This is a genomic window from Pontibacter aydingkolensis, from assembly GCF_019443125.1.
Taxonomy (GTDB): domain Bacteria; phylum Bacteroidota; class Bacteroidia; order Cytophagales; family Hymenobacteraceae; genus Pontibacter; species Pontibacter aydingkolensis.
Genome location: NZ_JAHYXK010000008.1, coordinates 164,254 through 179,453 on the forward strand (window position 1 = coordinate 164,254; position 15,200 = coordinate 179,453).

14 protein-coding genes are annotated in these 15,200 nt (G+C 45.6%); 9 read left to right on the forward strand and 5 right to left on the reverse strand.

Annotation, left to right across the window (positions count from 1 at the left end):
- Window positions 1-25: 25 nt before the first annotated feature.
- The 3 genes from K0O23_RS11650 to K0O23_RS11660 form a co-directional block, all read right to left on the reverse strand.
- Window positions 26-2,653 (reverse strand): FtsK/SpoIIIE family DNA translocase, encoded by a 2,628-nt coding sequence (locus K0O23_RS11650; protein WP_219877600.1) that lies wholly within the window; start codon window positions 2,651-2,653, stop codon window positions 26-28.
- A gap of 399 nt (window positions 2,654-3,052) precedes the next feature.
- On the reverse strand, window positions 3,053-4,084 hold the full coding sequence (locus tag K0O23_RS11655) for a quinone-dependent dihydroorotate dehydrogenase (protein WP_219877647.1): 1,032 nt from the start codon (window positions 4,082-4,084) through the stop codon (window positions 3,053-3,055).
- Between the two features lie 217 nt (window positions 4,085-4,301).
- Window positions 4,302-5,021: a VIT1/CCC1 transporter family protein gene (locus K0O23_RS11660; RefSeq protein WP_219877601.1), complete on the reverse strand. Its 720-nt coding sequence runs from the start codon at window positions 5,019-5,021 to the stop codon at window positions 4,302-4,304.
- Between the two features lie 166 nt (window positions 5,022-5,187).
- Between K0O23_RS11660 and K0O23_RS11665 the strand changes: the two genes are divergently transcribed.
- Window positions 5,188-6,330 carry a DEAD/DEAH box helicase gene (locus K0O23_RS11665; protein WP_219877602.1) on the forward strand — a complete coding sequence of 381 codons (1,143 nt, stop codon included), beginning with the start codon at window positions 5,188-5,190 and terminating at the stop codon, window positions 6,328-6,330.
- A gap of 100 nt (window positions 6,331-6,430) precedes the next feature.
- On the opposite strand, the gene xerD is transcribed toward K0O23_RS11665, so the two are convergent.
- Window positions 6,431-7,330, reverse strand: a complete 900-nt coding sequence (gene xerD / locus K0O23_RS11670; protein ID WP_219877603.1) for a site-specific tyrosine recombinase XerD — start codon at window positions 7,328-7,330, stop codon at window positions 6,431-6,433.
- A gap of 163 nt (window positions 7,331-7,493) precedes the next feature.
- Between xerD and aroQ the strand changes: the two genes are divergently transcribed.
- From aroQ to K0O23_RS11695, 5 genes are all read left to right on the forward strand, one after another.
- Entirely contained in the window at window positions 7,494-7,940 is a 447-nt protein-coding gene (gene aroQ / locus K0O23_RS11675) for a type II 3-dehydroquinate dehydratase (RefSeq protein ID WP_219877604.1), read from the forward strand.
- Between the two features lie 84 nt (window positions 7,941-8,024).
- Window positions 8,025-9,086: an aminotransferase class V-fold PLP-dependent enzyme gene (locus tag K0O23_RS11680; protein WP_219877605.1), complete on the forward strand. Its 1,062-nt coding sequence runs from the start codon at window positions 8,025-8,027 to the stop codon at window positions 9,084-9,086.
- 90 nt (window positions 9,087-9,176) lie between these two features.
- Window positions 9,177-9,737 carry a MarC family protein gene (locus tag K0O23_RS11685; RefSeq protein ID WP_219877606.1) on the forward strand — a complete coding sequence of 187 codons (561 nt, stop codon included), beginning with the start codon at window positions 9,177-9,179 and terminating at the stop codon, window positions 9,735-9,737.
- 86 nt (window positions 9,738-9,823) lie between these two features.
- The gene (rnhA, locus tag K0O23_RS11690) at window positions 9,824-10,288 is read left to right on the forward strand and encodes a ribonuclease HI (RefSeq protein WP_219877607.1); all 465 of its coding nucleotides are present in this window, start codon (window positions 9,824-9,826) and stop codon (window positions 10,286-10,288) included.
- A 68-nt stretch (window positions 10,289-10,356) separates the two neighbouring features.
- The gene (locus tag K0O23_RS11695; protein WP_219877608.1) at window positions 10,357-11,070 is read left to right on the forward strand and encodes a tRNA1(Val) (adenine(37)-N6)-methyltransferase; all 714 of its coding nucleotides are present in this window, start codon (window positions 10,357-10,359) and stop codon (window positions 11,068-11,070) included.
- Window positions 11,071-11,388: 318 nt separating this feature from the next.
- On the opposite strand, the gene K0O23_RS11700 is transcribed toward K0O23_RS11695, so the two are convergent.
- The gene (locus K0O23_RS11700; RefSeq protein ID WP_219877609.1) at window positions 11,389-12,732 is read right to left on the reverse strand and encodes a saccharopine dehydrogenase family protein; all 1,344 of its coding nucleotides are present in this window, start codon (window positions 12,730-12,732) and stop codon (window positions 11,389-11,391) included.
- Window positions 12,733-12,858: 126 nt separating this feature from the next.
- Between K0O23_RS11700 and cdd the strand changes: the two genes are divergently transcribed.
- The 3 genes from cdd to K0O23_RS11715 all read left to right on the forward strand — a co-directional run bounded on the left by cdd (window position 12,859) and on the right by K0O23_RS11715 (window position 14,988).
- Window positions 12,859-13,341: a cytidine deaminase gene (cdd, locus tag K0O23_RS11705; RefSeq protein WP_219877610.1), complete on the forward strand. Its 483-nt coding sequence runs from the start codon at window positions 12,859-12,861 to the stop codon at window positions 13,339-13,341.
- Between the two features lie 306 nt (window positions 13,342-13,647).
- Window positions 13,648-14,295, forward strand: coding sequence for an alpha/beta hydrolase (locus K0O23_RS11710; RefSeq protein ID WP_219877611.1), 648 nt, complete (start codon window positions 13,648-13,650; stop codon window positions 14,293-14,295).
- A gap of 150 nt (window positions 14,296-14,445) precedes the next feature.
- Entirely contained in the window at window positions 14,446-14,988 is a 543-nt protein-coding gene (locus K0O23_RS11715; RefSeq protein ID WP_219877612.1) for a hypothetical protein, read from the forward strand.
- Window positions 14,989-15,200 lie beyond the last annotated feature (212 nt).

A 15,200-nucleotide genomic window follows, 5' to 3' on the forward strand; every position in this document is an offset into this window, starting at 1 on the left:
TTCAAAATTTACTTGTAAGGTATATCTACCCCATTGTATTCAATAACTGTTCCAAACTGTATTCGTCCGGAATTAAAACTTCGCGGGCCTTGCTTCCTTCAAACGGACCCACAATACCAGCCGACTCTAATTGGTCAATTAAACGGCCTGCGCGGTTGTAGCCCAGCTTCAGGCGGCGCTGCAGCAGCGAGGTACTTCCCTGCTGGTGCTGTACAATAATTCTGGCGGCCTCTTCAAATAATGGGTCTTTTGAGCTTGGGTCGAAGTCTGCTTTTTCGTTGCCGCCTTCATCGCCCACAAATTCTGGCAACAGGTAAGCATCACTGTAACCTTGCTGCTCGCCAATAAAGTCACAGATTCTATCAACTTCCGGGGTATCCACGAAAGCACACTGAATACGCACCATATCCGAACCGATAGAGAAGAGCATATCACCCTGGCCTATGAGTTGGTCGGCTCCGCCGGCATCCAAAATAGTGCGGGAGTCGATTTTAGAGGTTACTTTAAAGGAGATACGCGCCGGGAAGTTAGCTTTGATGATACCCGTAATTACGTTTACCGACGGACGCTGCGTAGCTACTACCAGGTGTATGCCAATGGCTCTGGCCAGCTGTGCCAGACGCGCAATCGGGGTTTCTACTTCTTTACCGGCAGTCATCATTAAGTCGGCCAACTCGTCTATCACCAACACGATGAACGGCATAAAGCGGTGGCCTTTTTTAGGGTTCAGCTTACGCTCTACAAACTTGCGGTTATACTCTTTCAGGTTACGGCAACCAGCATCTTTCAGCAGGTCGTAGCGCATATCCATCTCCATACAAAGCGAGTTCAGCGTGTTCACTACTTTTTTGGTGTCGGTGATAATAGGCTCTTCGCTATCCGGCAGCTTAGCTAGGAAGTGGCGCTCAATCTTATTGAACAGCGATAATTCCACTTTCTTAGGGTCGACTAACACAAACTTCAGCTGCGAAGGATGGCGCTTGTACAGTAAAGAAGTGAGTATAGCGTTAAGTCCAACTGACTTACCCTGACCTGTAGCACCGGCCATCAGCAAGTGCGGCATTTTAGCCAGGTCGGTGATAAATACTTCGTTGGTGATGGTTTTACCAAAGGCGATTGGCAGGTCCATGTCACTCTTCATGAACTTCTCTGTAGAAAGTATGGACTTAATGGAAACCATCTCTTTCTTCGTGTTCGGCACCTCAATACCAATCGTACCCTTACCCGGAATTGGCGCAATAATACGGATACCCAGGGCCGCTAAGCTAAGGGCAATATCATCCTCCAGGTTTTTGATCTTGGAGATACGCACACCGGCATCCGGCACTATCTCGTAAAGTGTAACAGTTGGTCCAATGGTGGCTTTAATGCTGGCAATACCAATGTTATAATGGCCCAGCGTAGCTACGATCTTGTCTTTATTTTCTTCTAATTCTTCTTTTGTTACCTGTATTTTACTTGTGCCGTAATCGTTCAGCAGGTCGATGTGTGGGTACTGGTAACGGGCAAGGTCCAGGGTTGGGTCGTAGTTTTCACCTGAGATTACGTCAGCCTCGGCTTCTTCTGGCACCTGCTTGATCTCCAGTTCCATCTCTGGCTCAAATTCAGGTTCTTCGGTATTGTCAAACTCTTCTTCTTCCAGTAAAGCTTCGTCTATATCCAGCTCCAGGGTTGGGCCAGCTGATTTAGCAGGAACTTCTTCAATGGTAGTGAGGGCACTCAGCTCCATTTCTAGGGCACGATTGATTTCCTCGTCGTCCTCGTCGTAAAGCTCTTCTTCTTCCTCCTCATACTCCAGCGAAGCCGTTGGGTCTGCGTTATGGTTTATGCTGCGGCTGCCGTTGCCCAACACATCGCCAAGGGACTGCGCAGAAGCGTAGTTACCAAGTGGCTTGTCTTCGTCCTCTTCTTCAACTTCTTTAGCCTTCGAACCCCAGTTTATACTTGTTATGTTAAAAAAGCCGACCAGGAACACCAGCAGCAAAAAGCCTAACACCAGCCACGAACCCCAGCCAATCAGGCTGTTCATCCAGATAGCTGACTCAATGCCAATACCACCTCCTAAAAAGCCTAAAGGCCCCACAGCATCCAGTGCAAACACCACATAACCCAGCTTCAGGCAAAGCCATAGCGTGCTAAAGCTGCAAAGGCCAAGTATGTACGACATGGAGATGTTAACGCGCTTGAAAACGATGCGCAACCCTGCAAAAAAGAAAACAGGTATGATAAAGAAGGCGCCGAGGCCTACCAGTTTATAGATAAAGATATGCGACAGCCAGGCTCCAAATAAGCCTAACCAGTTCTCAGCCTCTCTGCCCGACTCTTTTAAACCAGTGCCGCTTACATAATCTACCACGCTTTGGTCGGCCTTGCCTGTAAACAGGTACGACACGAATGCAATGGTCATGCAGAAGGATATCAACAAAAACGTAAAGCCTACCGAAAGTTTAAAACGGCGGTCTTGTAAAAAAGCTATATTAACAGTTGGCAGCGATGGTAGCGAAAAAGATGGCATTTTGAAAGACCATTTTTTCTTATCCTTCTTGCCCATCTCGCTTTTAGGCACATTTGCCCTGCGTGGCTCGTTCTTACCCCGCACCTCATTCTGCCGCCCAACATTAAGCGTATCGTTTCTGTAAGTGTTCTTGGCCATACCCTCTGACTAATTAAGATTTCAAATTTACATTTTTTTGGATAGATGCACCCAGCAAAAGGGAAGGCTTTTACTCAAATTTGTGAAATAATTTGATTGTTGATTGCTGATAGTTGAATGGCTAAATTGTTTAATTGTTAAATTGTTGTTGGTTGAACGATGAACTTTGTCTTTGTTTTACTGAATGATAAAGACCTCGCAGCGTCCGGAGGTCCTGCGAGTGTCTGGGTTGGAATGGCATTTGCTTGTGAGGGGTTATTACTTTTTAGCAGGCAGGTTAGACGCTCGCGGGTCATAAAGACGCCGCGAGGTCTTTGCGTTTATTCTTAATACTATACAAGACGAAGCAGCATTAAAACTTAACAGTGTTACGTCTCTACAGATATGAATAACGAATAACTAACTTCCCAGCAACTTCTTATTTATCCGGGTAACCAACGATGGGCCTTCGTAGATAAAGCCAGTATACAATTGCACCAGGTCGGCGCCAGACTGCATTTTCTCTACAGCATCCTCAGCCGTCATGATACCGCCTACACCGATCAACTTGATTTCTTTTGGCAGGTAGGTGCGCAGGTGCTGTATGATCTGGGTAGCGTGCTGTGTAAGTGGCTTTCCGCTTAGGCCACCCATTCCGATCTTCTCAATTTCTGCTGCAGAAGTATGCAATCCGGCTCTGCTCACAGTAGTATTGGTAGCAATAATGCCACTAAGCTTTGCCTCTGTGGCTATTTCTATGATATCGTTGAGTTGGTCCATGTTAAGATCCGGGGCGATCTTGAGCAGCAGCGGCTTTGGTTTGGCGTGCTTGTTATTTTCTTCTTGTAGCGTCAGCAAAAGCTTTTTTAGCGGTTCTTTGTCCTGGAGGGCGCGCAGATCCGGGGTGTTGGGCGAGCTTACGTTTACTACAAAGTAATCTACTACATCAAACAAAGCTTTAAAGCTGTACAGGTAATCGCTGGTAGCCTCTTCGTTAGGTGTAACTTTATTTTTGCCGATGTTTCCGCCTACGATAATGTTGCTTTTACGCTTCTCAAGCCTTCTGACTGCTGCATCAACGCCTTCGTTGTTAAAGCCCATGCGGTTAATAATGGCCTTATCTTTTGGCAAGCGGAAAAGGCGTGGCTTTTCATTACCGGCCTGTGGTTTAGGAGTAAGCGTACCAATTTCAATAAACCCAAATCCGAAATTGGCAAACTCATCTATCAGCTTGGCATCTTTATCAAAGCCAGCTGCCAGGCCAACCGGGTTCGGAAACTTTAAGCCAAACAGCTCGCGCTCCAGCCGTTGGTCCTGCACCTGAAATATACTTTGGGTTATACTTTCTACCAGGGGCAGCTTGTAACCGAATTTAACGGCATCAGCGGTAAGATAATGAACTTTTTCGGGGTCTAGCTGGAACAGCAGCGGACGGATGAGGCTTTTATACACGGCAGCAGGGTTTGGGTTGGTTTGCTGCTTCAAATATAAGGTCAGAATTTTAGGAAAGCAGGAAGTATAGTGATTTTTAAGAAGATGAAGACGCAATAAGTATAAACCAGCATCATCAACAAAGAATAATTTGTCTTTTCGAGCACAGCGAGAAATCTCTATAGAATTCCAGATAGATCTCTCCTTCTGTCGAGATGCTAAATTAACTTGATATGTTTCACCTGAACAAACCCTCCAATACAGCGCCAGCATAATAAGCCAATATAGCTGCAATACCACCCAGAAACAGTGTTTCGGCAATTCCTCTTACAATCTTTTTCTGGGTAACTATACTTTTAAGTATTCCGATTATTACCATTGCCAAACCTGTTAGCAGACAGGCGTAGATAAACAGGTTCGCTTTACTGGTATCAAAAACCAATGCATATACATAAGCCGCCAAAGGTATAAATCCGATCAGCAGAAAAGAGAAAAAAGTCATGCCGGCGGTTTGATAAGGCGATTTATCATCTTTGGTCATGTTCAGTTCTTCCTTCATCATGGTTTCAACCCATACTTCCTTATCAGAAGTTATCACCTCTACAACCTGCTCCAGCAAGTCGCCTTCAAAGCCTTTTTTCCGGTAAATGTCCCGTATCTCCTCTACCTCTGTTTCGCGCTTGTTTTCTACTTCCCAGTATTCTGTGGCTTTGTGTTTCTCATAGTTATCCAGACTGGCTTTGGTAGAAAAGAAATTACCCACCGACATAGAGAAGCCATCTGCAATCAGGTTGGCAAACCCAAGTATGATCACTACGGGTATGTCGAGGTTGGCACCTGTAGCTCCGGCCACCACAGCAAACGTAGTAATGGCGCCATCTATGCCTCCATAAACAAACTCTGGTAAAAAATCTTTGTTAATACCCAGCAGTTTACCTGTATCATGCGCTTCAGCCATAGTTAAATGGGTAGGTTTATATCATACTAAACTTAAGTAAAGATTTACAGAATAGCTACACTGTGCGCGGCCATACTTTACCACCACAGCATTACACGTATAAAAGCTATACCTTTGCAGCGAACAGGAAGTATAAACGTACTTTCTCATACTTAATCTATACTTTATGTCCTTTGCCTCTCTTGGTTTATCTGCACCGCTTGTTATAAGTATAGCTGCTCAGCAGTACGAAAAACCTTACCCTGTTCAGCAGCAGGCCATACCAGCCATACTTAAGGGAAGAGATGTACTGGGAATTGCACAGACAGGCTCCGGTAAAACAGCAGGTTTTGTATTACCGATACTGGAGTTGTTCCAGAAAACCGAGCCATCGCGCAACAGGTTTGTAAAGGCGCTTATACTTGTGCCCACCCGCGAACTGGCAGCCCAGGTAAAGGATGTAGTTCATACTTTTAGCGCAGATCTGCCTCGAAAAGTAAAAACGCTCGCCGTGTATGGTGGTGTATCGATAAACCCGCAAATGAAGCAATTGCAAGGTACCGATGTGCTGGTGGCCACGCCTGGCCGTTTACTGGACCTGGTAGAATCTAAAGCGGTGCATTTATCGCAGGTAGAGGTGCTGGTGCTCGACGAAGCGGACAAAATGCTTAACCTGGGTTTTAAAGAAGAGATGGACAAAATTTTTTCGTTGCTGCCCGCTAAACGCCAAAGTATACTTTTCTCCGCCACCCTCAGCACCGATGTTCAAAGTATAAACGAAAGGCTGCTGCACAACCCGGTTATTGTACAAATAGAGGCCGAAAGTATAAGTCCGGAGCAGATAAACCAGGTAGCTTATAATATTGCACCTGAGAAGAAAGGTCCGTTCCTGCGTTACCTCATCAAACAAGGCGACTGGCAGCAGGTACTGGTGTTTGTATCATCTACGCGTACTGCTGACAATGTCGCGGATAAACTAAGTAAGAATGGTATACAAGCCGCAGCCATGCACAGTAAGAAAAGCCAGGGTGCCAGAACCGATGCTTTGCAAAAATTTAAAGCAGGCAAATTACGCGTGCTAGTAGCCACCGACCTGGCCTCAAGAGGTATCGACATAGACCAGCTGTCTCACGTTGTAAATTACGACCTGCCGCGCTCTCCCAAAGATTACATTCACCGCATTGGCCGCACCGGACGCGCAGGCGCCACTGGCGAGGCTATTTCACTTATCACCCCCGAAGACCAGCACCACTTCAAGATCATTCAGAAGAAAATGGGTAAGCGGGTTGAGATAAAGGAAACGGAAAGTATAAATCTAGCTGGACATTAGTCTGGACTAGGTAGGATTCGAGGATTGGCAGGATTATTTTCAAAGTCCATTGCGTTTGCTCAAAAGACCTCACAGTGTTTTCCAAACCTGTGAGGTCTGCTTAAGAGCGCGGGTGATAATCCTTGATCACCTGCTTCAGGTAATCCCTGTCTAGGTGGGTATAAATTTCGGTGGTGGTGATGGATTCGTGGCCCAGCATTTCCTGCACAGCGCGCAGATCAGCGCCGCCTTCAATTAAATGCGTTGCAAAGGAATGCCTGAAAGTATGGGGGCTAACCGTTTTCTGTATTCCAGCTTTGGCCGCCAAATCTTTGATAATGGTAAATACCATAATGCGCGTTAGCTGGGCACCGCGGCGGTTGAGAAAAATAATGTCTTCGTGGCCTTTTTTAATGTTAAGATGGCAGCGTACACCTTCTTTGTAGAGTTTTATGTGCTTTAGCGCATCACGTCCGATCGGCACAAGGCGTTCCTTGTCTCCCTTGCCAGCTACTTTTAAAAAACCCATGTCCTCGTATAGGTTGCTCAGGCGCAGATCCAGTAGTTCGGATACACGCAAACCTGAACTGTAAAGCGTTTCCAGCATGGCGCGGTTTCGTGCACCTTCCGGGGTAGACATATCAATGGCACTCAGTAACTGCTCAATCTCATGGAAATTTAGCGTATCGGGTAGCTTACGGCTTAGCTTTGGTGCCTCCACAGTATCAGTAGGGTCAGTCTGCAGCATATCCTCCATGATCATGAACTTGTAAAAAGCCCTGATGCCGGATAAAGTGCGTGCCTGCGAGTGCGGCGTCATACCCAGCTCCGCCACCCATTCCAGAAACTCACGTATCTGTGCTGGCTTAACCTGTTGGGGTGTAACCTTTAGTCCCTTCAAACCCAGGAAGTCGGTTAGCTTGGAAACATCACGCAAATAAGCTTCGACGGAATGCTTCGACAGCGACTTTTCCAGTTTGAGGTATTCGCCGAATTGCTTTGTTGTGATAGACCAGGACATTGTTGGGAGTTAGAGAGTTTTGGAGTTAGAAAGTTAAAAAGTTAGTTTATCAACAAACAATTTAACCATCCAACAATTCAACAATTATTATGTAAAGCAAATATAGTTAATCCTTACCTTTGCTAACTCGGAAATTTACCGGAAAAATCAATTTGCTTCTTCTATGAAAATACTCATCCTGAACGGCCCTAACCTGAACCTGTTGGGCGTGCGCGAAAAAGCTGTTTACGGCAGCCGCTCTTTCGAAGATTATTTTGATGAACTGAAAGAAGCATTCCCGGGGCTGGAGCTTACCTACTTTCAGTCTAACACAGAAGGCACTTTGATTGATAAGCTGCACGAGGTAGGTTTTAGCTACAAAGGCATTGTATTAAACGCCGGGGCTTACACTCATACTTCTGTAGCCCTCTCGGATGCAATAAAGGCCATTGATACGCCTGTAATTGAGGTGCATATATCTAATGTATACAAGCGCGAAGCATTCAGGCATAAAAGTATGCTGGCCCCTTACTGTGATGGCGTAATTGTAGGTTTTGGCCTAGAAAGCTACCGCCTCGCATTACAGTACTTTGAGCGCCTTAAGCCAAAACAAATCGGCTTTAACATGTAACAAAAGTATAAATCCCCGTTATCTACAAACTTAATTTTTAAACCTAAGTATAGTATAAGCGCTATATATTTACGATATTTCTCTATGCTTAACTTCTATCCAGGGCCGTCTAAAGTTTATACAGAAATACGCACGTATTTACAAGATGCGTACGACGAAGATATTCTGAGTATTCCCCATAGAGGTGAGCAGTTTGTGCAGCTGTCGCGGGCTGTGGTGGGCTCTATCAAGCGCAAGCTCAATATCCCCCAGGATTATACTATCTTCTTTACCTCTTCGGCTACAGAGTGCTGGGAAATCCTGATCCAAAGCCTTACAAAGCACAAGAGCTATCATATTTACAACGGCTCTTTCGGGGAAAAATGGTGCCAGTACGCCAAAAGCCTTAGGCCAAAGTCAGAAGGCTTTAAGTTTGATGTGAATGAGCCGATGCCAGTAGACCAGCTGGACATTAGTACTGACACCGAACTTATTTGCTTTACACAAAACGAGACCTCTAACGGCACACAGGTAACCGCCACCACCATACTTAACCTGCACAACCGCTACCGCGATACTTTAATTGCCGTGGATGCCACCTCATCTATGGCGGGTTTAAACCTGAAGCTGATAAAGGCTGACATCTGGTATGCATCGGTGCAGAAATGTTTTGGCCTGCCGGCCGGCCTGGGCATCATGGCATGTTCGCCGAGGGCAATTTTCAGGGCTAAGCAAATGAACGAGCGCGGGCATTACAACAGCCTGGTAAGTATGTACGAGAAAATGCTGAACTATCAGACTACCCACACACCCAATGTGTTGGATATTTACCTGCTGAAGCGCATGCTCGAAGACCGGGAGTTTATCAAAACCATAGACCAGCAGTTATCAGACCGCGCAGAGGATCTTTATACTTTCTTCAGCCAGTTTACCGATTTTAAACTATTGATAGAAAATGAGGAGGTACGCTCTAAAACCGTAATTACTATTGAGGCCCCGGAGCGATTGGTAGACGATATAAAGAAACGCGCGCTACACCATAACATGCGCTTGGGCAACGGCTACGGCCCCTGGGCCCGCAACACCTTCCGGATAGCCAACTTCCCGGCTATACTAGATGAAGAGTACGAAGAACTAAAACGCTTTTTCCTGCACTATTACGCCTAAGACCGCAGATTAACAGGATTTGATTGATTAAACAGATTATTCCAGTTAACTCTCTAACTCTTTAACTTTCTAACTCTCTAACTCACCACCATGTTTAGCTTAAAAGAGATAGCTTCTGTTACGCTTACCCTTTTTGCCGTTATAGATATTTTAGGCTCTATTCCCATTATCATAAACCTGCGCAAGCGCGAAGGCAAAATAGAATCAGAGAAGGCCACGATTATATCTGGTATCCTGATGATCGCTTTCCTGTTCCTGGGGCAGTCTATACTCAAGTTATTTGGCATCGATTTTCAGTCGTTTGCCATGGCCGGTGCCATTATCATATTCCTGATTGGCCTGGAGATGATCCTGGGAAAGGATTTTTTCCACTCCGATCCTGAATCAAAAAGCGGCTCTATTGTACCGCTTGCTTTCCCGCTTATAGTTGGAGCCGGCACCATGACCACACTTCTTTCTTTACGCGCAGCTTACTCGCTGCCAAACGTGCTGGTAGGTATAGTGATAAACCTGGTGTTTGTGTACATCGTGCTCAAGGCTTCGTCGTGGATAGAACGCAAACTGGGCAAAGACGGCGCCAACGTTCTCCGGAAAGTATTCGGAATCATATTGCTGGCCATTGCCATAAAATTGTTTAAGACTAACTTATAATTTTGAATGAGTGCTTGAGCGAATGAGTGAGTTTTATATTATACATTCACTCATTCGCTCAAGCACTCAGTCACTCATTTAGATTCATGATTGAACTGTTTACCGATGGTGCTTCACGTGGAAACCCAGGCCCTGGAGGCTATGGTACTATACTTCGCTGGAAGCAACACGAGAAAGAAATAAGCCAAGGCTTCAGGAAAACCACTAACAACCGTATGGAGCTGCTGGCTGTAATTGTGGGCCTGGAAGCAATCACAAAGCCCGGCATACCCGTTACAGTTTATTCTGACTCTAAGTATGTGGTTGATGCAGTGGAAAAAGGCTGGGTGTTTGGCTGGCAGAAAAAAGGTTTTAAAGGCAAAGCCAACGCCGACCTCTGGATGAGGTTCCTGCGTGTGTATAAAAATCACAAGGTAAAATTCGTCTGGATTCGCGGCCACGCAGGCCACCCCGAGAACGAACGCTGCGACGAACTTGCCGTTGCCAGCGCCCTCTCCCCTAACCTGCTCATCGACGAAGGCTTTGAGTCTGGGATGTACAATTCGCTTTAATTATGAATTGGGATATTTTACAAACTTTCATTCACCCATTCACTTATTCAATCATCCAAAATTGAACCTTGGCTAATTCATACTTTCAGTTTAAGCAGTTCCGGGTAGAGCAGGATAAGTGCGCCATGAAAGTGTGCACCGATTCGTGCCTGTTTGGTACTGCGATGGATGTTAAGGAAGCAAAAAGTATACTTGATATTGGTGCCGGCACAGGCCTGCTCTCGCTGATGGTAGCCCAGCGCAGCAGTGCAAGTATAGATGCTGTAGAGATAAACCCGGAAGCGCAACAGCAGGCAAAGGAAAATTTTAGCATCAGCCCCTGGGCAGACAGGTTAAAACTGTACCCCGAGTCGCTGCAGGAGTTTGCTGCACATAACCAGCAGACCTACGACGTTATACTTTCAAACCCTCCTTTCTTCGTTTCTTCGCTTAAATCTCCTGATGCGGCCATTAACGCAGCCCGCCATGTAGAGCAGGTTTTCTTTGAAGAGATACTGCAGTTTACCCAAAACCACCTGGATAAAACAGGAAAATTACACTTGCTGTTACCGCCACCAGAAGCTATACTTTTTCAGAAGCTGGCGCAGAAGTATGGCTTGCACCTCGCTCATACATTGGAAGTTTACACTAAAGTTGATGGCAAGTGCATCAGGCATATTCAAACCTATACTTTTGAGGCTTCGCCTGCTGTAGTAGAAAGTATAGCAATCAGAGAAATTGATGGCGTGGCTTACACTGCTGCTTTTGTGGAATTGCTAAAAGATTACTATTTAATTTTTTAAACTTTCAATGCCGCAAGTTTAGCGGCAGCGTAACTTGTGGCTGAGTTAGCAGCAGTTTGTAACTGATTTGCTTTGAAAAAGCAAGGAGTTCAATGGCCGCAGCTATACTCTATACTTTCAGTATTGTAGGTTAACATACCCCTACCCCTCTCAAGAGGGGAATCTCAGAAAGTATACTTTTCTGCTCGCGCAGAAAGCCAGTTGCAAACTGGCATCATACATAGCCACAAGTTGCGCTGCCGCTAAACTTGTGGCATGGTAAACACAAATAAAAAGTAATCCTGTATATCCTACTAATCCTGATTCAAACAATACTCCCTAACTCACCAAACTCCTCTCCTGCTCTACAAAATCAATCCCAAACTCTTTTAATTCCTCCAGCACCGGCTCATACAGTTCCGGGTAGATTGGGATAACTACACCACGATGCGAAATACGGTCTTGGAGCATTAGTTTGGCAAGTATACCAACTGGCAATCCTACGGTTTTAGCCATGGCCGTTTGTACTTCGTCGTCGCCTATAGCTACTAACGAGGAAGTTATTTCACGCTTCTCTCCATCTAGTTCATACTCGAAGAGGTGCTGCATCACGATCATGTCTTTGTCGCCGGGGCTTAGCGTCCACTTTTCCTTCAGAATCTTCTCAAGTACCTGGGCAGGGGTGGCACCAGCCAGTTCTACAGGCGAATCTTCAAACAAGCCAAGCCAGGCCAGCTTCTGCACTACCTCACCATCCGGGTCTATTCCTAAATATAAACTTAAGCACTCTTCCATACTTTGGCCATCTGTGGCAGGTGGCAGAAAAGCTTGCAGGTAGCTGCGGTAAGTCATACTTTCGGAGCTATCCAAAGTATAGCTGTCGTCGGTTAGGCCAAGTTGTACAAACACGTTCCAAGCTTCGCAGTAGCCGGGGCGGCGGAGGGTTCCGCGCAGCATCGTGGGTATATCAAGCAGGCCGTAGGGTTCGCGGTAACTTAGGGAATCGCGGTTGGCATAGCCCTCAAAATGGCCGTAGCCTTCTACATAAAATTCGTCGGTGCGTTGGAATAACTTGTGGTAAGGTATATACTTGTAGGCTCCGTTTTTGATATACTTTGCCGTGCCTTGCCCTGCCAGCACTACATTGCGGGGGTTCCAGGTAAACTTGTAGCGCCACGGGTTGGTATCAGACTCAGGAGCCACTAATCCGCCTGTAAACGATTTAAAAGAAGTTAACTTGCCTCCCTCAGCTTTAATGTGCCTTACAATCTGCATGGCCGACATATGATCAATGCCTGGGTCCAGGCCAGACTCCATTAAAATGGTCAGGCTTTTATCTTGAGCTTCCTGGTGTAGCTCTAAAAATTCAGGTGTCACATAGCTGGCGGTTATCAGGTTTTTCTCCTGGGCCAGGCACTCTTTAGCCACTATAATGTGAAAAACTGCCGGTAATAATGAAATAACCAAGTCAGCATTGGCAACTTCTTCGGCTCTTTGTGTCTCATCGTGCACATCAAATGTAATGGCATTTGCGTAACTATATGGCTCCAGCAGAACATGCAGATGGGTAACCGAAATATCTCCGATGGTAAGCTGCCAGTTTTCGGAGACAGCGTTTTGCAGTAAGTAGGCAATGAGAGAAGAGGCAGATCGGCCAGCCCCTAGCAACAGAATTCTTTTCATAGTGGCGCTATAGTTTGCTTTAAATTAAACATTACTCTACGTAAGGCCAACCAGAAACATGGTTTTCTCAGAATATTAGCTTAAATTTATAGCCCTTTTCTATTTTTTAGAACTATTCACGACGAAATGGCAAGTGAACTTAATATAAATATCAGCATCGATGTGCTGGAACCAACTGAACTAACCGAACAGGAACGTAAGGCAATGGACTTGGCCCAACAAGCCGCCAGCGACGCTTACGCTCCTTACTCTAATTTTCTGGTAGGCGCTGCCCTGGTGCTGGAAGATGGCACTATGTTTAAAGGAAGCAACCAGGAAAACGCTGCTTACCCTTCAGGGCTGTGTGCAGAACGAACCGCGCTTTTTGCTTTTAGCGCGCACCACCCTCACGAAAAAATTAAAATGCTGGCTGTAACAGCACGTAGGCGCGAAGATGCCGAATTTCTACCTGCTATGCCATGTGGTGCCTGCCGCCAGGTAATGGCCGAATACGAGCACAAGCAAGGCGAAGCGATACCTGTGTTGCTCCAAGGCCCCGATGGTAACTTTTACCGTTTCAGATCTGTAGCTGACCTGCTGCCTTTCCAGTTTAACCGCGAAAGCTTGTAGGGAGGTAGAAAGGTAGAGAGTTAAAGAGTAACTTTCTGGAATAGCCACTGTTCAATAGGCAGCTTCTTGTAGGGACAGGTCGCGACCTGTCCGCGCGATGGTGTTAGCTATGAAATGTATATTCGGATTAGAGTAATGGCAGAAAGTCCCCCTTCGAAGTCGCAGATCCCGGACTTGATTCGGGGGCGTAGGGGGATGTTTACATCCTGAGTATTTTCACTCTTCGCAGGAGTGGCCATGGATGGGTTTCAGCAGTAATCTCAACTCCTAACGAACAAGATCAGTAATATTAAATCACCTATACAGATGCAGGAACACAGCCTGATTGTACCCCGAACTGCCCGCTACTATACATTAGGAACTCCCTCTGCTGATGTGCAAGACCTCTGGATTGTGTGCCATGGCTACGGTCAGCTGGCGCGGTACTTTCTGCGCCACTTCAGCACGCTTGATAACAGTAAAACGGTTGTGGTGGCTCCGGAAGCCTTATCACGATTTTACCTCGACGGCTTTTCCGGAAGAATCGGCGCCACCTGGATGACCAAGGAAGATCGCCTTTCCGAAATTGAAGACCAGGCGGCATACTTAAACCTGCTGCTGCAGGAGCAGCTAAAACAACTCCCCCAAAATGTGCGTGTAACAGTGCTGGGCTTCTCTCAGGGTGGTGCTACGGTTAGCCGCTGGCTTGCCACCGAACATGCACCAGTACACCGGCTTATACTTTGGGCCGCCTCTTTTCCCGAAGACATTGATTTTGCCACCAGTAAGGCAGCTTTTGCCAACTTACCCGTTGCTATGGTTTATGGCACCCGCGACGAATTTATTACTCCCGAAACACTTGAGCGCAAGCGGAAATTAATGAATCAACTTGGCATTTCTCCTGGAATCTATACTTTTGATGGCGGCCATACGATACACCCTGAAACACTGCAGTTAGTAAATGAGCAGTTGTAGATTTAAAGTATAGATTTCGCTAGATTGTCTCTGCAGTAAATCTATGAGAGAAAACGTGTTACAGTAATAGAGTTTGCTTATCTCCAGTTATATTGCAGATAGTGGGAGTAGGTACTCCTGCTATGAAGTAGTTATGTGGTGTTTAAAAATATGAAGAAGTATAAATTGATAGAAATTAAGGAGTATGAAAAAATGCTCTCAGAGATTTCCCTCTCTGAGAGTATCGACCTTAATAACTATGATTTACTTCTTTATGGTGGGGGTGGACAGAGTAAAAGCTTTTACAGAAATCTTCAGCAAAATTCAGACTATCAAGTTCTTTGGACTGGTTGGGCTGGACCAAAATGGTCTTCTATACTTTCTTTCATTCCTGGACAAGCTGGACTTATCAAGGTTGTAAACCAGCAAGCCTTTAAAGAGCTTTACTATAAACTGGCTGCCTATAGTGTGTCAGAAGTACTATACGTTCCAAAATCATTGACACTTGAAATAGTAGATGATGTAAGAAAGAAGAATTGGAAAATAAAGTTTGAAAAATTCATTGACAAAGCATCTGAATCGTTCCTGTTAACATCAGAAGCAGATGAAGCTGTTGACGAAAAGGGGAAAGGGATGTACTTCATTGATTATTGCTTCGGTGAAAAAGTTAGCACAGTGTTAAAAGATATAGTAGAAAGAAAAACAAACACATAACAAGACCTATAGTGCATAAACGCACCATAGCAGAGCCGTTAACAACTCACATTAAATAATCTCCCCCTTCAATCTTACCCAAACCAAATTCCAAAGTATAAAATTAGCCACCATTTATACTTTAGCTGCTTATCAGGTTCCCTATCCTGTCATTTCGAACCCTGTGGGAATATGAACCATTACAACACTTTTAACTCCATCACCTTTTCACG